Origin of the sequence: Halomonas icarae (assembly GCF_009901955.1) — a bacterium.
Taxonomy (GTDB): Bacteria; Pseudomonadota; Gammaproteobacteria; order Pseudomonadales; family Halomonadaceae; genus Halomonas; species Halomonas icarae.
Genome location: NZ_WUTS01000001.1, coordinates 2,289,530 through 2,311,519, shown reverse-complemented (window position 1 = coordinate 2,311,519; position 21,990 = coordinate 2,289,530). Strand labels below are relative to the sequence as shown.

20 protein-coding genes and 1 pseudogene are annotated in these 21,990 nt (G+C 67.1%); 9 read left to right on the top strand and 12 right to left on the bottom strand.

Annotation, left to right across the window (positions count from 1 at the left end; translation table 11 throughout):
- Nucleotides 1-124 precede the first annotated feature (124 nt).
- A complete protein-coding gene (gene rhlB / locus GRB80_RS10460; protein ID WP_237561967.1) occupies nucleotides 125-1,399 on the top strand; it encodes an ATP-dependent RNA helicase RhlB in 1,275 nt (424 codons plus the stop codon).
- 14 nt (nucleotides 1,400-1,413) lie between these two features.
- Nucleotides 1,414-3,558: an ATP-dependent DNA helicase DinG gene (dinG, locus tag GRB80_RS10455; RefSeq protein ID WP_132044010.1), complete on the top strand. Its 2,145-nt coding sequence runs from the start codon at nucleotides 1,414-1,416 to the stop codon at nucleotides 3,556-3,558.
- On the opposite strand, the gene GRB80_RS10450 is transcribed toward dinG, so the two are convergent.
- Genes GRB80_RS10450 through GRB80_RS10425 form a run of 6 tightly spaced genes read right to left on the bottom strand, consistent with a single transcriptional unit; the run spans nucleotide 3,511 to nucleotide 8,444 of the window.
- Nucleotides 3,511-4,578, bottom strand: coding sequence for a tetratricopeptide repeat protein (locus GRB80_RS10450; RefSeq protein ID WP_161423547.1), 1,068 nt, complete (start codon nucleotides 4,576-4,578; stop codon nucleotides 3,511-3,513). The two genes, dinG and GRB80_RS10450, sit on opposite strands and share 48 nt — an antisense overlap.
- Before the next feature lie 17 nt (nucleotides 4,579-4,595).
- The gene (locus GRB80_RS10445) at nucleotides 4,596-5,357 is read right to left on the bottom strand and encodes an energy transducer TonB (RefSeq protein ID WP_161423546.1); all 762 of its coding nucleotides are present in this window, start codon (nucleotides 5,355-5,357) and stop codon (nucleotides 4,596-4,598) included.
- Complete coding sequence (locus tag GRB80_RS10440; RefSeq protein WP_132044016.1) at nucleotides 5,354-5,764, bottom strand: ExbD/TolR family protein; 411 nt, start codon at nucleotides 5,762-5,764, stop codon at nucleotides 5,354-5,356. Before GRB80_RS10440 ends, GRB80_RS10445 begins: the two co-directional genes overlap by 4 nt.
- Nucleotides 5,757-6,293 (bottom strand): MotA/TolQ/ExbB proton channel family protein, encoded by a 537-nt coding sequence (locus GRB80_RS10435; protein ID WP_161423545.1) that lies wholly within the window; start codon nucleotides 6,291-6,293, stop codon nucleotides 5,757-5,759. Before GRB80_RS10435 ends, GRB80_RS10440 begins: the two co-directional genes overlap by 8 nt.
- Entirely contained in the window at nucleotides 6,274-7,668 is a 1,395-nt protein-coding gene (locus GRB80_RS10430; protein WP_161423544.1) for a MotA/TolQ/ExbB proton channel family protein, read from the bottom strand. The genes GRB80_RS10435 and GRB80_RS10430 overlap by 20 nt, the downstream gene beginning before the upstream one ends.
- Nucleotides 7,665-8,444, bottom strand: coding sequence for a DUF3450 domain-containing protein (locus GRB80_RS10425; RefSeq protein ID WP_309663567.1), 780 nt, complete (start codon nucleotides 8,442-8,444; stop codon nucleotides 7,665-7,667). The genes GRB80_RS10430 and GRB80_RS10425 overlap by 4 nt, the downstream gene beginning before the upstream one ends.
- Nucleotides 8,445-8,616: 172 nt before the next feature.
- Here GRB80_RS10425 and fhuF point away from each other — a divergent pair, with 172 nt between their 5' ends.
- From fhuF to GRB80_RS10390, 7 genes are all read left to right on the top strand, one after another.
- Nucleotides 8,617-9,375: a siderophore-iron reductase FhuF gene (gene fhuF / locus GRB80_RS10420; protein WP_237561966.1), complete on the top strand. Its 759-nt coding sequence runs from the start codon at nucleotides 8,617-8,619 to the stop codon at nucleotides 9,373-9,375.
- Nucleotides 9,372-10,313 carry a helix-turn-helix transcriptional regulator gene (locus tag GRB80_RS10415; protein ID WP_161423543.1) on the top strand — a complete coding sequence of 314 codons (942 nt, stop codon included), beginning with the start codon at nucleotides 9,372-9,374 and terminating at the stop codon, nucleotides 10,311-10,313. Before fhuF ends, GRB80_RS10415 begins: the two co-directional genes overlap by 4 nt.
- A gap of 104 nt (nucleotides 10,314-10,417) precedes the next feature.
- Nucleotides 10,418-12,490, top strand: a complete 2,073-nt coding sequence (locus GRB80_RS10410; RefSeq protein WP_161423542.1) for a TonB-dependent siderophore receptor — start codon at nucleotides 10,418-10,420, stop codon at nucleotides 12,488-12,490.
- A gap of 58 nt (nucleotides 12,491-12,548) precedes the next feature.
- Entirely contained in the window at nucleotides 12,549-13,316 is a 768-nt protein-coding gene (locus GRB80_RS10405; protein WP_161423541.1) for an ATP-binding cassette domain-containing protein, read from the top strand.
- 105 nt (nucleotides 13,317-13,421) lie between these two features.
- Nucleotides 13,422-14,249, top strand: coding sequence for an ABC transporter substrate-binding protein (locus GRB80_RS10400; protein ID WP_161424313.1), 828 nt, complete (start codon nucleotides 13,422-13,424; stop codon nucleotides 14,247-14,249).
- Nucleotides 14,239-16,251, top strand: a complete 2,013-nt coding sequence (gene fhuB, locus GRB80_RS10395) for a Fe(3+)-hydroxamate ABC transporter permease FhuB (protein ID WP_161423540.1) — start codon at nucleotides 14,239-14,241, stop codon at nucleotides 16,249-16,251. Before GRB80_RS10400 ends, fhuB begins: the two co-directional genes overlap by 11 nt.
- A 153-nt stretch (nucleotides 16,252-16,404) precedes the next feature.
- Nucleotides 16,405-16,797: a hypothetical protein gene (locus GRB80_RS10390; protein WP_132044031.1), complete on the top strand. Its 393-nt coding sequence runs from the start codon at nucleotides 16,405-16,407 to the stop codon at nucleotides 16,795-16,797.
- 96 nt (nucleotides 16,798-16,893) lie between these two features.
- Here GRB80_RS10390 and nrdF read toward each other — a convergent pair whose 3' ends face one another.
- The 6 genes and pseudogenes from nrdF to GRB80_RS10360 all read right to left on the bottom strand — a co-directional run.
- A complete protein-coding gene (nrdF, locus tag GRB80_RS10385) occupies nucleotides 16,894-17,868 on the bottom strand; it encodes a class 1b ribonucleoside-diphosphate reductase subunit beta (protein ID WP_374708654.1) in 975 nt (324 codons plus the stop codon).
- Nucleotides 17,869-17,881: 13 nt separating this feature from the next.
- Nucleotides 17,882-20,047, bottom strand: a complete 2,166-nt coding sequence (nrdE, locus tag GRB80_RS10380) for a class 1b ribonucleoside-diphosphate reductase subunit alpha (protein WP_132044033.1) — start codon at nucleotides 20,045-20,047, stop codon at nucleotides 17,882-17,884.
- On the bottom strand, nucleotides 20,029-20,460 hold the full coding sequence (gene nrdI / locus GRB80_RS10375; protein ID WP_161423539.1) for a class Ib ribonucleoside-diphosphate reductase assembly flavoprotein NrdI: 432 nt from the start codon (nucleotides 20,458-20,460) through the stop codon (nucleotides 20,029-20,031). Before nrdI ends, nrdE begins: the two co-directional genes overlap by 19 nt.
- Entirely contained in the window at nucleotides 20,457-20,684 is a 228-nt protein-coding gene (gene nrdH, locus GRB80_RS10370) for a glutaredoxin-like protein NrdH (RefSeq protein ID WP_132044037.1), read from the bottom strand. Before nrdH ends, nrdI begins: the two co-directional genes overlap by 4 nt.
- 309 nt (nucleotides 20,685-20,993) lie before the next feature.
- On the bottom strand, nucleotides 20,994-21,605 hold the full coding sequence (locus tag GRB80_RS10365) for a superoxide dismutase (protein ID WP_161423538.1): 612 nt from the start codon (nucleotides 21,603-21,605) through the stop codon (nucleotides 20,994-20,996).
- A gap of 244 nt (nucleotides 21,606-21,849) precedes the next feature.
- A pseudogene (locus GRB80_RS10360) lies at nucleotides 21,850-21,990 on the bottom strand (electron transfer flavoprotein subunit alpha/FixB family protein); the annotation flags it as partial.

The following is a 21,990-nucleotide window of genomic DNA, read 5'->3' as shown; positions in this document are numbered from 1 at the left end:
TCCTCTGCTGTGACGCGCATTCTATCAGCCCTGCGCGGTGAGACGCGCCCTTCGTCGCATAGACTGGTACAATACCCGTTTGCATGACATGACTACCCTATCGACACGGAAAGACAGCAAGCCTATGAGCGAGTCGGAACAGACCACGGCCCCGGCCGAGAACCACAAGCCCAAGCGTCGTCGTCGCAAGCCACGCCGTCGCCAGTCGAACTGGGATCTGCGCCAGTTCCAGGTCACCCCGGTGGCCGGCAAGTGGCGCTTTCACGACTTCGACCTGCCCCTGCCACTGATGCGCGCCATCCACGCGCTGGGCTTCGAGTACTGCACCCCGATCCAGGCCGAGGCCCTCGACCACACCCTGCTCGGCGGTGATATCGTCGGCAAGGCCCAGACCGGCACCGGCAAGACCGCCGCCTTCCTGATCTCGATCCTGGCCTACTTCCTCGAGGAGGAGCGCCCCAATGGCCAGAAGCCGGGCGCACCCCGCGCGCTGGTCGTGGCCCCGACCCGCGAGCTCGCCCTGCAGATCGAGAAGGACGCCAAGGCCCTGGCACGCTTTACCGACCTCAAGGTGGCCAGCGTCGTGGGTGGCATGGACTACCAGAAGCAGCGCGAGGCCCTCGAAGGCAAGCTCGATATCCTGGTGGCCACCCCGGGTCGTCTGCTCGACTTCCATCAGAAGCGCGATGTCGACCTCACCCAGGTCGAGGTGCTGGTCCTCGATGAAGCCGACCGCATGCTCTCCATGGGCTTCATCCCCGACGTCAAGCGGATCATCCGCCATACGCCGAAGAAGGAGGAGCGCCAGACCTTCCTGTTCTCGGCCACCTTCACCGAGGATATCCTTCAGCTGGCCAGCCAGTGGACCCATGAGCCGGCCCATGTCGAGATCGCCGTCACCGTCGACAACGCCGCCGACATCGACCAGCGGGTCTATATGGTCGGCGATGCGGAGAAGCAACGCCTGCTGGTCAAGTTGCTCCAGCAGGAGAGCTTTGACCGGGTGATGGTGTTCGGCAACCGCCGCGACCTGGTTCGCAAGCTCGATGATCTGCTGCGCAAGGCAGGCATCGACGTGGCCATGCTCTCCGGCGATGTTCCCCAGAATCAGCGCATCGAGACCCTCGAGAAGTTCCGTGCCGGTGAGATCCAGGTACTGGTGGCCACCGATGTGGCCGGCCGTGGCATCCATATCGAGGATGTCAGCCACGTCATCAACTACACCCTGCCGGAGGACCCGGAGGACTACGTCCACCGCATCGGTCGCACCGGCCGCGCCGGCGCCAAGGGGGTATCCATCAGCTTCGTGGGCGAAGAGGACGCCTTCTCGCTCCCCGAGATCGAGCGCTATATCGACGACAAGCTGCCCTGCGAGCATCCGCCCGAAGGGCTGCTTTAAACGCTTGGACAGATATGCTTGACGAGGCCTTGAAAGGCGAGATTCAGACCGCCTACCGCCATGCGCTGGAGGGCCTGGGTCTCACGCCCCGCTACGGTCAGCGACTGATGATCGCCGAGATCGCCCGCACCCTGGGGGGCATCGAGGCCGATGAGACCGGCAAGCGCGTCAGCGATGAGCATGTCTGTGTGCTCGAGGCCGGCACCGGCACCGGCAAGACCCTCGCCTACCTGCTGGCCGCCCTGCCGGTGGCCAAGGCCCGCGGCAAGCGACTGGTGCTCTCCACCGCCACCGTGGCGCTGCAGGAGCAGGTATTGCACCAGGATCTGCCGGCACTCAAGGCCCATAGCGGTATCGACTTCCGCTACGCCCTGGCCAAGGGGCGTGGCCGCTATGTCTGCGTGGCACGACTCGACCAGGCGCTCGACGGCGGCGAGGAGAACCCTACCCTGTCGATGTTCGAGCAGGCGCTCGACAGCGGTGGCGACGACTTCCAGGCGCTGGTCAAGGCGATGGGCGATGCCTACGGCAATGGCCGCTGGGAGGGTGACCGCGACAGCTGGCCCGAGGCGATCAAGGACGAGCACTGGCGTCGCCTCACCGTGGACCACCGGCAATGCACCAATCGTCGCTGCGGCCACTTCGGGGCCTGCGCCTTCTTCCGCGCCCGCCGCGATATGGAGCAGGCCGACATCATCGTCGCCAATCATGACCTGGTGCTGGCCGACCTCTCCCTGGGGGGCGGTGTGGTGCTGCCCGACCCGGGTGACTGCATCCATGTGTTCGACGAAGGCCACCATCTGCCCGACAAGGCCCTCAACCACTTTACCTATCGCTTCGGCGTGAACGCGGGCCTGCGCTGGCTCCGCAATCTCAGGAAGTCGCTCACCGAGCTCAATGCCGCCCTGGGGGGGCAAGCCACCCTGGCGCGGCTGCTGGCCAGCCTCCCCCAGGCGATGGATGCCGCCGAACCCCGGCTGGGGGAGGCCTTCGCGCTGGGCCACCAGCTCGCCGGACGCCCTCAGGGGCTTGGTGACGGCGAGGAGATTCACCAGCACCGTTTCGAGATGGGGCGAGCTCCCGAGGCATTGCGCGATCATGCCGCGGCACTGGTCACGCTGTTTGCCGAGCTCTCCCGCATCCTCGAGAGCATGGCCGATATCCTGCGCGAGAGCCTCGACCCCGACAAGCACACCGGGCTGCCGCGAGAGGCAGCCGAGGCGTGGCTACCGCTGGTGGCGCTGCTGCATGGCCGCGCCCTGGAGGCCCACGCCTTGTGGCAGGCCTTTACCGAGGTGGACCCCGAGGGTGAGCCACCACGGGCCCGCTGGCTGACCCTGGAGCATGTCGGCGGCGAACCCGAGCTGACCTTCTCGGCGAGTCCCGTCTCGGCCGCCCACACCCTGGCCAAGAGCCTGTGGGGCACCACCTTCGGCGCCGTGGTCACCTCCGCGACGCTTACTGCCCTGGGGCGTTTCGAGCGCCTGCAGGAGCGCGCCGGCCTCGCCAATCGTTACCGCTACCAGCGACTCCCAAGCCCCTTCGACTACTCGAAGGCGGTGCTCAGCGTCCCCAGGGAGGCCGTCGACCCGGCCGACCGCGAGGGACACGAGCGGGCCATCGTCGACTTCGTCAACGGACTCGAACGCCAGGAGGCGGTGCTGATGCTGTTCTCGTCCCGGGCCCAACTCCGCGCCGTGGAAAAGGCACTGCCCAAGGATCTGGCCAAACGGGTACTGGCCCAGGACCGCCTCCCCAAGCGCGAACTGATCAACCGTCATCGCAAGCGCGTGGATGCCGGTGAAGGCAGCATCATCTTCGGGCTGGCCAGCTTCGCCGAGGGCATCGACCTACCGGGGGACTATCTTACCCATGTGGTGATCACCCGGCTGCCCTTCGCGGTGCCCGATGATCCGGTGGGTGCCACCCTGGCGGAGTGGATCGAGAGCCGGGGCGGCAACTCCTTCATGCGCATCAGCGTGCCCGACGCCTCCATCAAGCTGGTACAGGCCTGTGGCCGCCTGATCCGCAAGGAGGCGGACCACGGCCGCATCACCCTGCTCGACCGACGCGTGCTGACGCGCCGCTACGGCCGGGCGCTGCTCGACTCGCTACCGCCCTTTGTGCGCGAGATCGACGGGGTGCAGCAGGAGCCGTAAGGACTCTTCCGCCGCCTCGTCACGCCCCCAGGCATTAGCCAGCCGGTCGAGCCGCGACCAGTCATCGGCCTTACCACTGCGCTGCGCCACATCTCGCCAGGCTTTCAGTGCGCGCCCGCGATCGCGAGCGCGCTCCCAGGCCTGGGCCAGCAGGCGTCGATTCGCCTCGTTATCCATCAGCTCGTCCGACGCCAGGGCCGCCTCGAGATGTTCGGCGGCACGCGCCGGGGTGCCGCCGGCGAGGTGCAACTCGATCAATCGGCGCAGATCCTCTTCACCGCTCAGCACACCGGCACGCCAGCCCGCTTCCCAGATGGCGGCCGCTCCCCCGGCCTCCCCAAGCCGCTGAGCCAGAGCCGCCGCCTCGCGCCAGTGCGCCGGGTCGCGGCTTTCGGTCAGCCCGGCTCCGAGCAGGGAGAGCGCCGCCTTGCCCCGGCCGGCGCGTCGCAGCACGGCACCGGCCAGGGCACGCTGGCGATCGTCGAGCTGCGGCGCCAGCTTCCGCGCCTGTTGCACTCGTTCGGCGGCCTCCTCCCAGCGCTCGAGCTGTGCCAGGGAACGCACCAATTGCCAGTGATCGCGAGGCTCGCCTGCATGACGACCCAGCCACCCCGCCAGCAGCTCACTCCCCCGCTCGCGATCGCCGGCGGCCAGCCGCAGACGTGCCTCGTCGCGCAGCCAGCGATCATGGTGCTCTGCCTCGATGCCCTCGACACCGCGTGCCTCGGCGAGAAGCTCGGCCGCTCGGGCCGGCTCATCCTGCCGCGACGCGGCGCCGGCGGCCAGCTGCAGATAGAGAGCCCGCGCCCAGCGGTCGCCGGCATTGCCACCGGCCAAACGCCGCGCCTGCGCCAGGGCACGCGCCTCCACCGCCGCGGCCTCCCCCTCCTGGAGTGCCGCCTCAAGCTGCTGGAGGTCGTCGATAAAGCTGGCCTTGAGTGGAGGGGCAGCCTGAGCCAGCGAAACGCCCACCAGCCAACAGAGCAGCAGAGCGGAAACAGAGAGCAGGGTGTGGCGCATGGGAGACTCCTCGCGACTCATCTCAGCTGAAATTCCAGGCGCTGGCGCGCTCGCCGCAGCCCCTGGGCCGGCTCGAAGCGCCAGCGCGACACCGACCGGCGCGCCGCCTTGTCGAAGACATTGGTGGGTCGCGCCGAGAGCACCTGAATGCTGCCCGGATCCACGCTGCCGTCAGAACGAATGACGAACTGCAGCTCGACATACCCCTCGAGACCACGGCGCTGGGCCCGAGACGGATACTCGGGTGGCACACGACTGGTGGGGGCGATCTGGCCCACGTCGACCGGCTCGCGGCTGACGGGCTTGGCCACCGTCTCGGCGGGACTCCTTGCCGCCGAGGAAGGGGACGAAGTGGGCGCAGGCGCGGGGGCCGGTGTCGGGGTCGGCTCCGCTCGGGGCTGCTGGCGCGGCTCGGGCGGCGGCGGTTCAGGCGCCGGATCGGGGGGGGCCTCGGCCAGCTCGGGAAGTGAGCTGTCCAGCTCGACCGGCGCCGGCTCCTCGGCCGGCAGCTCCGGTTCGGGCAGAGCCAGTGCGGTGTTCGGCAAGGGGGACGGCTCCGGCAGTGGCGGTGGCGTGGCGGCAGGCGGCATCGCGGGAGGGGGCTCGCTGACAGATTCAGCCGCTTCGGGCTCCGGTGCCGGTGCCAGCTCTGTCATCGTCAGGCGCATCTCCTGTACCTCGATATCCGGCTCAGGGGGCGAGACCAGCAACGCCAGCAGCCAGAACAGCAACAGCGCCATGCCGGCACCGGCCAGCACCGAGAGTAAGGCTCGCCTCATGACGCCCCTCTGGTCGCCGCCACGGCGACATTGTCCACACCGGCCTGACGGATACGATCCATCACCTCGATCAGCAGCCCGGTGGTCGACTCCCGGTCGGCCTGGATCACCACGCCCCCTTCATCACTGACCAGCGCCGCCACGGCGTTGCCGACGCGATGGACATCTACCGGCTCGCCATCGACCCACACCGCCCCCTCGGGAGTGATGGCCACCATCAGCTGGGCATCCGGCCGGGGCGAGGCGGCGCTGGACTCGGGGCGGTCGATCTCCACCCCGCTCTCCTTGATGAAGCTGGTGGTCACGATAAAGAAGATCAACATGATAAAGACCACGTCGAGCATCGGGGTCAGATTGATCTCACCGCTATCCCCGGCATCACCGGCAAGCGTACGTCGTCTACGCATCGTTCTCCTCCACGGCACGGGCCAGTCGGTCATGCAGCCGCTGATCCTCGCGCCGAATGACCTGTTCCAGCCGAGTGGTAAACAGCAGCCCCACCACCGCCACCGCCATGCCCGCCAGGGTCGGCAGCGTGGCCCGAGCCACGCCGTCGGCCATGGCGCGCGCCTGGCTGGTATCACTCAGCGCCAGGCTATCGAAGACGGCAATCATCCCGGTGACGGTGCCCAGCAGACCCAACAGCGGGCAGAGCGCCACCAGCAACTTGAGCCAGGGCAGTGGCCGGCGCAGCCGGGTGATCAGTTCGCGGGCCCACACCTCGCGAACGGTCAGGGCACTCCAGCTATGGTGGTCGGCGCGCTGCGCCCAGCGCCGAACCAGCCTGCGCCGAGCACGCCGATAGGTGAATCGAAAGAACAGCACCCGCTCCAGCGCCAGGCTGAACAGCAGCGCCGCCACGGAGGCGATGCCCACCAACACGACGCCACCGGCGTCAATCAGCCGTGTCAGGGGCTCAAGCCATAGCGGCAGCATGCGACCCTTTCTCCTTGGCGGTAATGGCGGGTCGGCGATGCTCCAGTCGCTCGGCCAGGGCGGCACTGGCCTGCCCCTCCACCACGCCGGCCAGCTGACGACTGCGGCCGGCCAGGGCGGTGTGGGCAAACAGCAGGGGCACCGCGGTGATCAGCCCCAGCACGGTCGTCACCAGTGCCTGACTGATGCCGCCCGCCATCAGCTGTGGGTCGCCGGTGCCGAAGACGGTGATGGCCTGGAAGGTCACGATCATCCCGGTGACGGTGCCCAGCAACCCCAGCAGAGGAGCCACCGCGGCCAGCAGCTTGACCAGTGGCTGTCCTCGCTCGAGCCGCGGCAGCTCGGCCAGCACCGCCTCGTCGAGACGTGCCTCCAGCGCTTCGGGCATGGGGGCATCGGAAAGCGCCCGGAAGCGCAGCAAAACACGGCCCAGGGGATTGTCATCACGCAGTTCATCCAGCGTCATCAGTTGACGACGTAGTGCCACGGTGACGCTGAGCAGGTAGCCATACTGCAACAGCGCCACCAGCAGGCCAAAGGCGCCCAGGCCCACCACCACATAGCCGACGACGCCCCCCTGCTGGAAGCGCTCCTGCAGGCTGGGGCGCTGCGCCAGGGCCTCGATCACCTGCCCGCCGGTCGGGTCCAGGGCAATGCGCTCGCCCTCGCCTGCCTGGAAGGCGACAAGCTGCTGGGCCACCTCATTGGGGGTACGCGTCACCGTGGCCAATACGCCCTCTTCGGCGCCGCGTTCGAGCAGCTCCCCGGCGCCGAAGGCTGCCAGATTCCCCAGGCGCACGACCTCGCGGGGTGCGATCTCACCACTGCTGGCGGCCACCGGCGCCTCGAAGGCGCGTATGCGGCCGGTCTCGACCGTCAGGGCGATAAGGGAGTCGGCAAGCCTCTCGAGGTGCTCGGGGCGCAACACCTCGACGTCATTCAGTCGCGGCGGCAGCTCGGCGCCGCCCACGGTAAGCCAGCTCTCGGCGAGGGCATCACGCAGCTCTCCGCTATGGCGAGCCAGTACGGCCAACACCGCCGTCAGGTCGTCGCCCTGCTCGGCCTGGCGGCTATCGAGGGCCTCTCGACGAGACTCCAACTCGGCCTGACGAGATTCGAGCTCGACATGGCGCGACTCGGCCTCGGCATGAAGCTGTCGGGCCTCCTCCAGGGCCGCTTCCAGTGCATCACGGTCCTCGACCAGCTCGGCCAGCCGCGCGGCATCCCGGGCTTCTGCTGCTTCTCGCTCGGCGCGCAGGGTAGCGAGAGGATCACTCTGCGCCGCGGCGGGCAGCACCGTCGTTACCAGCATGGCTCCCAGAATCAGTGCCGCGACGCCCCTCAGGCTGGTCTTGCTCTTGCTCCAGGTGTTCATAAGGCGTGCTCCGCGTCGACCGGCGTCACCGGGTGGGAGACCGGCAGGGTAAGCAGCTCCGGCGCCCGCTGTTCGCGAGCGATACGCAGCCCGTGGCGCAGTTCGACACGCTCGGCCTCAGCCAACGGTTGCCAGCGCTGCTCGTCCGAGCGCCAGACGGCGCCTTGATGTCCATCGGGCGTCAGATAATAGAGCCCTACGCGTCCCAGGCGGAAAAAGTCCACCTCTCGGCGCACCTCCCCCTCCTTCAGGATGCCGCGCCAGGCATCGAGCTCGCGGCCATAGTCCAGCTCGGCGCGCCAGGCGGCCAGGGTGCGGTCCAGGCGCTCCACCGTGGAGAGATCGGGGTCTGCCATGCCATTCACGAGCCCCTCGACCCGAGCCAGACGCTCCTGTTTCAGGAAGGGCAGGTCGGCCTCCACCCAGGCCCTCAACCGCGACAACAACCCCTGCTCGACCGCCGGCAAGGCTTCACGCGTCTCGGCCAGGGCGTCCAGGGCCGCTTCGCGGGTCGCCAGACGCTCGGCCTGGCGCTCGAGACGCGGCGCCAGGCTCTCGCTGTCCGCCCGGAGGCGTCGCGTCTCGGCTTCCAGGCGACGCAGCTCGACCAGCATCTCGCGACTGGCGTCATCGGCGGCATCGATGCGCACCTGCAACTCGGCCTGAGCACGCTGGGCCTCGCTGGCTTCCTCTACCAGCTCCTGCCCCATCAACGGGGGGGTAACAAGCAGCAGGGCGGCCGCCCCCCCTATCAGAGTTGATCGAATCCTCTTCACGTCAGGCTCCCTGGTTCCGTGACGAATGGCGAGCGGATGCTCTCACAAGTGATAATAGTTATCAATCATTGAAAACCCTTAAAAAATTAATGATAATAAGTCTCAAATGTATCACTGCCTCGCTACGACTATCAGGGTCGAGACACCCCTGACATGGTCGATAACCTTTCCGATGGACACCATGCCTCACACCCTCTCGCCGCTCTATATTGGCCCGTTGAGGAGTTTTCCTCCTCCGCGGGTCTCAATGGCTCCCGAGGCCGACACCCTGCCCGCCCGTAACCTGCTTGACCCAGCCTACCTGGACGCGCTGTTCACGCGTTTTGGCGCCCGGTACGGTCACGGCGACCGCCGCGCGGTGGCCTCGCTGTGGTCCAAGTGGCACTTCAGCGCCCTGGCGGCCCACGGCCTGGCCGCCAACCTGCTGCTGGAGCGCGACCTGCCGCTGGGGCTGGATGACTTGCACCTCGAGCAGTCGCCCGAGGGACAGACCACCGGCCTGATTCTGCGCAATGCCGGCCGCCCCCTGACCACACGGGCTCCCAGCTTCCGCTTCGCCACCCTGCTTGACGGCCATCTGACGCCGCTGGTCGATGCCCTGGCCTCAGCCACCGGAGCCTCGCCCAGGGTGTTCTGGAGCAACGCCGGCAACTACTTCGAGTACTTTGCCGGCGCCCTGGCCGATCACCCCATGGCGTCGTCGGGGGTGGCCAAGCCCGCCCGGGCGCTGATGGAGAGCCGAACACTGACCGACGGCCGCCGCAACCCGCTCTATCGACCGGTGCGCTACGTCACACCGACCAAATCGGACCAGCCCGCCCGGGTGCGCCGACTGTGCTGCATCCGCTACCTGATCGACGAGCTGGGCTACTGCGCCAACTGCCCGCTGGGATGCCGGCGCACCGCCAGCGCCGCCAAGGCGGCCGGATGAGCGTCATCACATCTCAGGTGCGCCAGCACACCGCGCGCGACCTGCAGGCCTATGGCCGGCGCTACGGGCTCGACTATCGGACCCCCGACCTCTCCCCCCGAGCCGAGGCGCCGGTGGTGCGTGGGGTGGTGCGCGAGTTCGCGCCACGCCCGGGCATGCAGCTGGTCGCCTCCGACGTGGAGGTGCTGCACCGCTATGAATCCTACTCCCGGGCAGCCTCGCCGCTGTCGATCGTGGTCATGCTGGAGGGCCGTGCCGACGTCAGCCTCGCGCACCGCACCCTGACGCTGACCGCCGGCATGGCACTAAGCCTGCGGCTGGAGGCCGACTGTGGCCTGGCCGCCTCCCAGCCCGCCGGCCAGCGCCTGCGTGCCCTGACCCTGAGCCTCGACGACGCCTGCCTGGCGCGGCTGGGCATGAGCGCCCCGGCGCCTGCCGCTTCCCACCTGCGTGCCTGGCAACTACCCGAGCCACTGCGCCAGGGCCTGGAGCAGGAGCTGACCACGCCGCTGCCGGGCGAGGCTCAGCGTCTGCTGCTCGAGGGACTGAGCCTGCAACTGCTGGCCCACGGAGGCCGCGTCGACGATCCGACGCCGCCCCCCGCTCCCACGCTGTCACCTCAGGAACGTCAGCGCCTGGAGCGGGTCCGCGACACCCTGCGTCACGACCCCGCCGGCGAACATCGTCTGGAGACGCTGGCCGAGCTGGCCGCCATGAGCCCGGCAAGCCTCAGGCGAAAGTTCCGCGCCGCCTACGGCCGCTCGGTGTTCGACTACCTGCGCGAGTGCCGGCTGGCGCTGGCCCACGACTACCTGGAGCAAGGCTTCAGCGTGCAGCAGGCGGCCCACTTCTGCGGCTATCGTCACGCCAGCAACTTCGCCACCGCCTTCCGCCGTCGCTTCGGCTACCCGCCGAGTTCCCTTCACGAAACGAGCTGAGCATCCCGCATAACAGGGTGATCACCGCGCATACCTCAGGCACCAGTCAAAAGGTAATAATTCTCATTACCTGAAGTCACTTGGTCTTATCACAGGAATCCTTCATGCCGACTCCACGTCCCTTGGTGCTGGCGGTGTCGCTCACCGCCGCAAGCATTGCCCTGACGGCCCACGCCGAAGAGGCCGAGCTGCTCTCCACCCTGACCGTCACCGCCCAGGCCGCCACCAAAACCGAGACGCCGTTCAACGAGACGCCGCAGTCGATCTCGGTGATCGAGAACGAGGAGTGGGAGGCCCGCGGCGCCGAGACCGTGCAGCGCGCCGCCGACTACACGCCAGGCGTCTATACCAATCAGATCGGCGCCTCCAACCGCTACGACTATCTGGTGCTGCGTGGCTTCACCGACGGCAGCGTCAGCAACACCTTCCTCGACGGCCTCAAGGTGATGAGCGACGGCGGCTCCTTCAGCTCGCTGGTCATCGATCCTTGGTTCCTGGAACGGATCGAGGTGGTCAAGGGCCCCGCCTCGGTGCTCTACGGTCGCGCCTCCCCGGGCGGCCTGGTGGCCCAGACCAGCAAGCGCCCCGAATTCGAGGAGAGCGGCGAGCTGCGCCTGGGCGCGGGCAACAACGCCCAGCGCAGCGCCGCCTTCGACCTCACCGGCCCGCTGGATGACGCGCGCCGCGTCGCCTTCCGCCTGACCGGCCTGGCCCGCGCCGCCGACACCCAGTTCGGCCCGGTGGAAGAGGAGCGCTACGCCTTCGCTCCCCAGCTGAGCTGGGACGTCACCGACGCTACCAGCCTCACCCTGCACGCCTACCTGCACAAGGACCCGGAAGGCGGCTATCACGCCGGGCTGCCCTTCGAGGGCACGGTGGAAGATCGCAATGGCCGTCGCATCGCCAATACCTTCTTCGAGGGCGAAGAAGACTACGATTCGTTCGAGCGCGAGCAGACCATGGTGGGCTACGAGCTGGAGCACCGCTTCAACGACGCCCTGACTGGCCGCCAGACGCTGCGCTACACCGAGTCCGATGTCGAGCTGGAGCAGGTCTATGCCTTCGGCTGGGCCAGCGACACCGAGCTCAACCGCTACTTCTCCAGCGGCGACGAGTCGCTCGAGGCCCTGGCGGTGGACAACCAGCTCGAGGCCCATCTCACCACCGGGACCGCCGAACACACCCTGCTGGCCGGCGTCGACTACCAGCAACGCGACAATGACGTCGTCTGGGGCTCGGCCATGTTCCCAACCATCGATGCCTTCGCCCCTGAGTACGGCGCCGAACCCACCGCCTTCTACCCGGACGTGCGCCAGAAACGCGAGCTGGAGCAGACCGGCGTCTATCTCCAGGACCAGCTGGCGTTGGGGAACTGGCGACTGAACCTGGGCGGCCGCCATGACTGGGTCGATGTCAGCAACACCGACCGCGATAGCGGCTCCGAGAGTGAACTGGACGACACCCAGTTCAGCGGTCGCGCTGGAGTGCTCTACCTGTTCGACAACGGCCTGGCGCCCTACGCCAGCTACACCACCTCCTTCAGCCCCAATGCCGCCGTCGACCGGAACGGCGACCTGATCGAACCCTCCCAGGGCGAGCAGGTGGAAACGGGCCTGAAGTACCAGCCGGCCGACTCGCAGGATCGCTACAGCGTGGCGCTCTTCCATATCACCCAGGAGAACCTGGCCACCAAGCGCGCCAGCGAGAACTTCTTCCGGGCCACCGGGGAGATCGAATCCCAGGGCATCGAACTGGAGGCGCATAGCCGGCTGACCGATAACCTGCGCCTGCAGGCCGGCTACAGCTACACCAACGTGACCCTCGAAAAGACCGGCGATGCCAACGAGGGCAATACTGACAACTGGGTGCCGCGCCACCAGGCCTCGGTGTGGGGGCAGTACGCCTTCCGCCAGGGCATGCTCGCCGGCCTGGAGGCGGGGCTCGGGGTTCGCTACTACGGCGACATCTACGCCGACGAGGCCAACACCGAGAAGGTGCCCGACTACACCCTGGTCGACGCCACCCTGGGCTACGACCTGGGCCTCGAAGGCGTCTCCGCGCAAGTCCACGTCAGCAACCTGCTCGACGAGGAGTATGTCGCCGGCTGCAGCGACCTCGACTTCTGCTACTTCGGCGCCGAGCGCAGCGTCAAGGCGACGGTCAGCTACAACTTCTGACCCGGCCACCGCGACTCTCATTCACGATCACCGGTCCAAACGAGGAGGAGATGTTCCCATGATCGAAACGCGCGCCGCCTCCTTCGAGATCAACGGCCAGTGCCTGCTGCATCCCATCGACCTGAGCTTCGCGGAGGGTCGTATCCACGGCCTGATCGGCCACAACGGCTCGGGCAAGTCGACCCTGCTCAAGCTGTTGGCCCGCCAGCAGGCCGCCACTCGCGGCGAGCTTCGTCTGAACGGCGAGCCGATGACCGCCTGGGGACATCGCGCCTTCGCGCGACGGGTCGCCTACCTGCCCCAGCATCTGCCCGCCGCCGACAACCTCACCGTCCGCGAGCTCGTGGGCTTCGGCCGCTACCCCTGGCGCGGGCTGCTGGGCCGCCGCGGCCGCGAGGACGAGGCGGCCATCGACCGGGCCCTGGCCCTGACCCATACCGAGCCCTTCGCCGAGCGCCAGGTGGACACCCTCTCCGGCGGCGAGCGCCAGCGGGTCTGGCTGGCCATGCTGCTCGCCCAGGGCAGCCGCTTCCTGCTCCTCGACGAGCCCCTGGCGGCGCTGGACGTCGCCCATCAGGTGGAGGTGCTGGCAGTGACCCGTCGGCTGTGTCGGGAGCTCGGCCTCGGCGTGATCATCGTGCTGCACGACATCAACATGGCCTCGCGCTACTGCGACCGCCTGGTGGCCCTGCACGGCGGCCGCCTGCTGGCCCAGGGCACGCCCGAGGAGATGATGAACGGCGAGACCCTGAAGGCCATCTACGGCATCCCCATGCACGTCATGGCCCACCCGTCCGGCGAGCACCGCGTCGCCATCGCCCACTAGCCCCGCTCTCCATTGCCCTTGAAACCGCCCTGGAAACCGCCCTTGCCCCCCCTGGAGACGCCCGTGCCCCGCCCTCGACGCGCCCTGACGTGGCTCGCCGGCCTGATGGCCGCGCTGGTCGCCGCCGCGACCCCGGCCGATGCGCCGCGCCTCGCCACCCTCGACTGGACCCTGGCCGAGACGCTGGTCGCGCTCGACGCGCCCCCCGCCGCCGTCGCCCAGGTCGAGGCCTACCACGCCTGGGTCGGCGAGCCGGCCCTGCCCAGCTCGACCGTCGACCTGGGGCTACGCAGCCAGCCCAACCTGGAACTTCTGGCGAGCCTCGCGCCGAAGCGCATCCTGATCTCGCCGATGTTCGCCAACCTCGCGCCGCGTCTCGCGCACATCGCCCCGGTCACGTCGCTGCCGCTCTACAGTCCCGGACGCGACACCTGGTCGGAGATGCGCGAGCTAACCCGCTCGCTCGGCGAGATGGTCGAGCGCCCCGTGGCGGCGACGCGACTGATCGCCGACACCGAGGCCCGGCTCGACGCCCTGCAAGGACGGCTGGATGACGAGGCGCTTCCCTTGCTGGTGGTGCAGTTTATGGATGGCCGCCACGTGCGGGTCTTCGGCGAGAACGGACTCTACCAGGCGGTGCTCGATCGGCTGGGGCTGGAGAACGCCTGGACCGGCTCCACCAACGCCTGGGGCTTCTCGCTGGTGGGCATCGAGGCGTTGGCCGGCCTCGACGCCCGCCTGGTGGTGGTGAAGCCCTATCCCGCCGGGGTCCGCGAGCGCCTGAACGCCGGCGGCCTCTGGGGCCACCTGGTCGAGGCGAGCCGCGGGTCGCCCATCGTGCTGCCGCCGATCTGGAGCTTCGGCGCCCTGCCCTCGGCCGAGCGCTTCGCCGAGCAGCTGGTGAACGCCATGGAGCCCGACGATGCCGCCTGATGCCCTCGCCTCTCGCCCTCCCTGCCGCCCCCGGCTGACGTCGGCCTGGCTCTGCCTGCCGCTGGCCCTCGGCGTGCTGGCCCTCGCCCTCGACCACCTGCTCGCCGGCCCCGGCCTGGGCGCCGGGTTCGCCGCGCTGCTCCGCGCCTCGCTGCCTGCTGAAACGGCCGAGACGCTGGTGCTGCACTACGCCTGGTGGCCGCGCCTCGCCATGGCGCTGCTCGCCGGCGGCGGCCTGGCGCTCGCCGGGGTGCTGATGCAGCAGGTGCTGCGCAACCCGCTGGCCGCCCCCACCACCCTGGGCGTGGCGAGCGGCGCCAACCTGGCGCTGATGGCCGCCTCGCTGATGGCCCCGGGCCTGCTGGGGCTCGGGCGGGAGTGGGTGGCGCTGGCCGGCGGCGGCCTGGCCATGGGCCTGGTCTTCGCCCTGGCCTGGCGGCGGGGCCTGGCGCCGGTGGTGGTGGTGCTCGGCGGACTGGTGGTGAACCTCTACTTCGGGGCCCTCTCCATGGTGCTGCTGCTCTTCCATCAGGAGGCGCTCAAGGGGCTGCTGATCTGGGGGGCGGGGTCGCTTAACCAGAACGGCTGGCAGGACGTCGCCTTCCTGGCGCCGCGCCTGGCGGTCGGCGCCCTGCTCGCCTGGCTGCTGCTGCGCCCCCTGGCGGTCCTCGCCCTCGACGAGGCAGGCGCCCGGAGCCTCGGCGTCTCCCTCAAGCATCTGCGTCTCGCCGGCCTCGGACTCGCGGTCTTTCTCACCGGCTGCGTGGTGAGCGCGGTGGGGATCGTCGGCTTCATCGGCCTGGCCGCGCCCAATATCGTGCGCCTGGCCGGCGCACGACGCCTGGGCGCGCGGCTCGCCTGGTCGACGCTGCTCGGCGCCCTGCTGCTGGCCGCCACCGACCTGGCGCTGCAGCGCGTCTCGGGGCACCTGCCGACCCTGATCCCCACCGGCGCCACCACCGCGGCCCTGGGGGCGCCGCTGCTGCTGTGGCTGATCCCGCGACTGCGCCTCGGCGGCGCGACGCCTCCCCGCGAGGCGCGGGCCCTCGGCCATCGCCATCCGGCGCCCGGGCGGCTGGCCGGCGGGCTCGCCATCGCCCTAGTGGGCGTGGGGGCGGTCGCGGTGCTCGCCGGCCAGGGGCCCGACGGCTGGCAGTGGGCCGCGCCGACCGACTGGGGCGTGCTGCAGTGGCGCGCGCCCCGGGCGCTGGCCGCCGCCGGCTGCGGGGTGATGCTGGCCTTGGCCGGCACCCTGATCCAGCGGCTCACCGCCAACCCCATGGCCAGCCCCGAGGTGCTGGGCATCAGCGGCGGCAGCGCCATCGCCCTGATGGGCGCCATCTTTCTGCTGCCCGCCCCCGGCAACCTGACCCTGGTGGCCGCCGGCACCCTGGGGGCGCTGGCCAGCCTGGCGGTGCTGGTGGGCCTCAACCGAAAGAGCGGCTTCCAGCCGGAACGGCTGCTGCTGACCGGGGTGGCGATCACCGCCCTGTTCGAGGCAGTCAAGGGCGTGGTGCAGGCCGGCGGCGATCCCCGCGGCCAGCAGGTGATCGCCTGGCTCTCCGGCTCCACCTACTACGTCGACCCGATCAGTGCAGTGATGGTGGCCGGCGCGGCCCTGCTGCTGGTCCTGGTCGCCGCGCCGCTGGCGCGCTGGCTCGACATACTGCCGCTGGGCGGCGCCACCGCCGCGGCCCTGGGGCTGCCCCTGGCCCGCGCGCGACTGGCGCTGCTGCTGATGGTGGCGCTGCTCACCGCCGGGGCCACCCTGGTGGTGGGACCGCTCTCCTTCGTCGGCCTGCTGGCCCCGCACATGGCCCGCCTGCTGGGCTTCGCCCGGGCCCGGGCGCACCTTCTCGGGGCCGCCCTCACCGGCGCCCTGCTGATGGTGCTGGCCGATGCCCTGGGCCGCCAGCTGCTGTTCCCGGAGGAGATCCCCGCGGGGCTCGTCGCCTCGCTGCTCGGCGGCGCCTACTTCATGTGGGGGCTGCGACGGCTGTAGCGCCGCCTCGCTAGACCGACCTCCATGGCAAACGCTGGCTTTGCTGGAACCTGCGAGAGTCGCGCACAAGAGATAATCCAGCCTGACGCTACCTTGACAGGTCCCTCACACCCAAAGAGAATAATAATTAATATCAAATAAGAGTTACCCATCATGTCATCCTCTCCCCAGCTCCGCTACCACTGCATCTTCCTCGAGGTCTCCTTTCGGGAGCTCCAGGAACGAGTGAATGCGCAGACACAGGGTGATGATACGCCCTGCTGGCTGGATGCCCGTACCCTCACCCTGCTCACCAGCGAACTGGAGCGCTGCCGCCGAGATGCCCAGGGGGTACCCGAGATGGCCGAGTCACTGGGCACGGCGGTCTATCATGCCGGACTGCTGTTGGCGCAATGCCCCGGCGCCCTCGGAAAACGCCTCTGTCTACATCACCTGCAGGCCATCCGAACGCCACTGCAGGAGACAATTGCCAGGCTGGAGGGGCGCCAGGCCCGCTCACAGCCAGGCCCCATGCAGCGGCTGCGCTACTGGCTAAGCGCCGAGTAAGTCGCGTCTCGAATAGAGATCCGAAGCACTCCGTTATCCGGCCAACCGCGGGAGATAGCCCCACCCCTCCACCCCAGGAAGAGCGAGGCAGTCGCGCTAGAAGGCCCAGTCCTCGTCTTCGGTGGCCTCGGTGCGGCCGACCACATAGGAGGAGCCCGAACCGGAGAAGAAGTCGTGATTCTCGTCGGCACCCGGGGAGAGTGCGGCGAGAATGGTCGGGTCGACGTCACACACCTCCTGGGGAAAGAGCCCATCGAAGCCCAGGTTCATCAGCGCCTTGTTGGCGTTGTAGTGAAGGAACTTCTTGACGTCCTCGGTAAGCCCGACCTCGTCGTAGAGCAGCTCGGTATAGGCCACCTCGTTCTCATAGAGGGCCAGCATCAGCTCATAGGCGTAGGCCTTGACCTCCTCCTGGCGCTCAGGCGTCGCCTCGGCAATGGCCTGCTGGAACTTGTAACCGATGTAATAGCCGTGCACCGCCTCGTCGCGAATGATGAGGCGAATCAGGTCCGCGGTATTGGTCAGCTTGGCGTGGCTGGACCAGTACATCGGCAGGTAGAAGCCCGAGTAGAACAGGAACGACTCCAGGAAGACACTGGCCACCTTGCGCATCAGCGGGTCCTCGGCCCAGTAGCGCTCCAGCACCAGTTCGGCCTTGCGCTGCAGCGCCGAATTCTCCTCGCTCCAGCGGAAGGCATCGTCTACCTCCCGAGTGGTGCAAAGCGTGGAGAAGATCGAGCTGTAGGAGCGCGCATGAACCGCCTCCATGAAGGTGATATTGGCGTAAACCGCCTCCTCGTGGGGGGTGCGGGAGTCAGGCATCAGCATCGGCGCGCCCACGCTGCTCTGGATGGTATCGAGCAGGGTCAGGCCGGTGAAGACACGGATGGTAAGCCGACGCTCGGGCTCGCTCAGGGTGTTCCAGGACGGGATATCATTGGAGAGCGGCACCTTTTCCGGCAACCAGAAGTTGCTGGTCAGACGGTTCCACACCTCCAGGTCCTTGTCGTCCTGCAGGCGGTTCCAGTTGATGGCATCCACGCGGGTGAGTCGTTTGGCAGTCATCGACATGTTAAGCAATCCCTTAGAGTGTGCAGGAGACACAGCCTTCTACCTCGGTGCCCTCCAGGGCACTCTGGCGTAGGCGCACGTAGTAGAGGGTCTTGATACCCTTGCGCCAGGCGGTGATCTGGGCCCGGTTGATATCCCGGGTCGTCGCGGTATCGGGGAAGAACAGCGTCAGCGACAACCCCTGGTCAACGTGCTCGGAGGCGGCGGCGTAGGTATCGATGATCGCCTCGGGGCCGATCTCGTAGGCGTCTCGGTAGTAGGCCAGATTGTCGTCATCGAGATAGGGGGCCGGGTAGTAGACGCGTCCGAGCTTGCCCTCCTTGCGAATCTCGATGGGCGAGGCCACCGGGTGAATGCTGGAGGTGGCGTGATTGATGTAGGAGATCGAGCCGGTGGGCGGCACCGCCTGAAGGTTGCGGTTATAGAGCCCATGGGCCATGACCGACGCCTTGAGCGCCGCCCAGTCGTCGCGTGTCGGCAGCGCGATGCCGGCACTCGCGAAGAGTGCCTGGCCGCGCTCGGTCCGCGGCAGCCAGTCGCGTTCGGTGTACTTGTCGAAGAAGACTCCGCTGGCGTATTCCGACGCCGCGAAACCGGAAAAACTTTCACCGCGCTCAATGGCAAGCCGGTTGGATGCGCGCAGGGCGTGATAGGCCACACAGGCGAAGTAGACGCTGGTGAAATCCAGCGCCTCTGGCGAGCCGTAGTGGACATGCTCCCTGGCCAGGAAGCCGTGCAGGTTCATCTGCCCAAGACCAATCGCCCGGGACAGAGCATTGCCGTTGGCGATCGAGGGCACCGAGGCGATCTCCGTCATCTCGGCCACCGCGGTGAGGCCACGTACGGCGACCTCGACACTGCTGCCGATATCACCTGAATCCATCACCCGGGCAATATTCAGCGACCCCAGGTTGCATGAGATATCCTCCCCCACCCGACGGTAGCCGAGGTCGTCGTTGAACTCGCTGGGCGTATTGACCTGCAGGATCTCCGAGCAGAGGTTGCTCATATTGATGCGCCCGGCGATGGGGTTGGCGCGGTTGACGTTATCCTCGAACATCACGTAGGGATAGCCGGATTCGAACTGCACCTCGGCCAGGGTCTGGAAGAAAGCCCGGGCATTGATCTTGGTCTTGCGAATACGGGAATCGTCGACCATCTCGCGGTACTTCTCGGTCACAGAAATGTCACCGAAGGGCATGCCGTAGACCCGCTCCACATCATAGGGCGAGAAGAGGTACATCGGCTCATTGCGCTTGGCCAACTCGAAGGTGATATCGGGAATCGTCACCCCCAATGACAGCGTCTTGATGCGGATCTTCTCATCGGCATTCTCGCGCTTGGTGTCGAGAAAACGCAGGATATCGGGATGGTGGGCATTGAGATAGACCGCCCCGGCCCCCTGGCGTGCACCAAGCTGGTTGGCATAGGAGAACGCATCCTCGAGCAGCTTCATGATCGGGATAATGCCCGACGACTGGTTCTCGATATGCTTGATCGGCGCGCCTGCCTCACGGATATTGCTCAACAGCAGCGCCACCCCTCCCCCACGCTTGGAGAGCTGCAGGGCCGAATTGATGGCCCGGCCGATGGACTCCATATTGTCCTCGATGCGCAGCAGGAAGCACGACACCAGCTCACCACGTTGACGCTTGCCGGCGTTGAGGAAGGTCGGGGTAGCCGGCTGGAAGCGACCGGCGATGATCTCATCCACCAGCGACCGGGCCAGCGTCTCATCACCACGAGCCAGGGCCAGGGCCACCATGCAGACCCGATCCTCGAAGCGTTCCAGGTAGCGGCGGCCGTCGAAGGTCTTCAGCGTATAACTGGTGTAGTACTTGAAGGCGCCGAGAAAGCTCGGGAAGCGAAACTTCCAGGCATAGGCCTGCTCGAAAAGCGCCTTGATAAAGTCGGCATCGTACTGCGCCAACACCTGAGGCTCGTAGTACTGGTTCTCCACCAGGTAGTCGAGCTTCTCCTTCAGCGAGTGGAAGAACACCGTGTTCTGATTGACGTGCTGAAGAAAGTACTCGCGTACCGCTTCGCGGTCGCGCGCCAACTGCAGCCGTCCTTCATCGTCATACAGGTTGAGCATGGCGTTCAAGGCGTGGTAATCCAGCTTGCGCCCCGCATCACTCTCCGCCTGGCGAGGCGGCTGGGTCAGGATTGTCGTGTCCAAAACTCTCTCACTCCCTTGCGAACCCGGGTCACGTCATCGTCCGTGCCCAGCAACTCGAATCGATAGAGCAGGGGAACACCGCACTTGTTGGCGATGATGCGCCCTGCCAGGCCGTAGGCGGCGCCAAAACAGGTATTGCCGGCGGCGATCACGCCCTTCAGCAGCGCCCGATTGTCGGAATCATTGAGAAAACGGATCACCGGCGCCGGCACCGCCCCCTTCGCCCCACCACCGCCATAGGTAGGCGTCACCAGCACGAAGGGACGTGTTGCCAACAGAGCCCGAGCACCACGCTCAAGGGGAATACGCCGGGCCGGCAGCTCCAGCTTCTGAATAAAGCGATGGGTGTTGCCGGAGCGTGTCGAAAAATAGATCAGTTCCGGCGGCACACTCCTCAACGGCGCCTCGCTCATGCCGGCGTCAGGCCGCCGAGTCGGTCTGGGCGAAAACCGGACCAGTGCTCATCACCGGCTACCACGACCGGCAGCTGGCGGTGCCCCAGCGCCATGACGCGATCTCGAGCCTCTGGATCACGATCCAGGTCGATCAGGCGGTAATCGATCCCCTGGCGCTCCAGGGTGCGACAGGTAGCCGTGCACTGCGGGCAGGCCGGACGGGTATAGACCTTGATCTCCATGGCGATACTCCCTGAGGAAAGAAACTATATATGGTGACTACGGAGGCAAGGATACACCATATATAGAAACTGTCACCCTTGAAATACCACATGTTGTGTTATATAGACCCTTCAAACACAAGAGTTTGACAGCCTAGATAGCGCCTTTGGGGCGAGTAGCGAAGAGCGAGGGGCAAGGCGCGAGGTGCGAGGGGCGAGGTGCAAGCAGTACAGCAGAGAGGCAATGCGATTCTGCCCGGGGGGTACCCATACAACAGCGCCGCGGCCCCAGGGGCCGCGGCGCTGTTTGTCAGACCGGGAAGTGGTCGATCAGGCAGTGGCAGCCTGGTAGCGACGCTCGACTTCATCCCAATCCACCACGTTGAAAAACGCAGCGATATAGTCCGGACGCTTGTTCTGGAACTTCAGGTAGTAGGCATGCTCCCACACGTCCAGCCCCAGCACCGGCGTGTTGCCGTTGGAGATCGGGCTGTCCTGGTTGAGGGAGTTTTCCACCACCAGCTTCTTCTCGGGGGTCACGCTGAGCCAGGCCCAGCCGCTGCCGAAACGACCCAGTGCGGCCTTGGTAAAGGCATCCTTGAACGCCTCGAAGCCACCCAGCTCGCTCTCGATGGCCTCGCCCACCTTGCCCTTGGGCTGACCGCCACCATTGGGTGACATCATCTGCCAGAACATGGAGTGGTTCGAGTGACCGCCACCGTTGTTGATGACCGCCTGACGCTTCTCGGCTGGCACCTTGTCCAGATCGGCAAGCAGCTCGTCGACCGGCACATCTTCCAGGCCGGTGCCTTCGAGGGCAGCGTTCAGGTTGTTGACGTAGGTCTGATGGTGACGGGAATGGTGGATCTCCATGGTCAGCGCATCGATATGCGGCTCGAGCGCATCGTAGGCATACGGAAGGTCAGGGAGGGTATGTGCCATGTTGATCATCTCCTTTTGGTGGCTTTGCAGACACTGCAATTCTTGTCCTGCAATGACTAGAGGTGCGGCCATCGGTCGGTAACTTCAACCACCCCGGCCAGATTTTTCTTGAGCAGCAGCTCCAGTGCGTCGACTCACCCTACTCTAGACGATACGAAGCCGTCCAGCAGGAGCCCTGCCCAATAGCAGAAAGCCGGCTCCACAAGGAGCCGGCTTCCGATTTCAAGCCTGAAAAAGCAGACAATTATAGCTTCTGCTCGAGCTCCGGCAGGGCGTCGAAGAGATCCGCCACCAGGCCATAGTCGGCTACCTGGAAGATCGGCGCCTCCTCGTCCTTGTTGATCGCCACGATCACCTTGGAGTCCTTCATGCCGGCCAGGTGCTG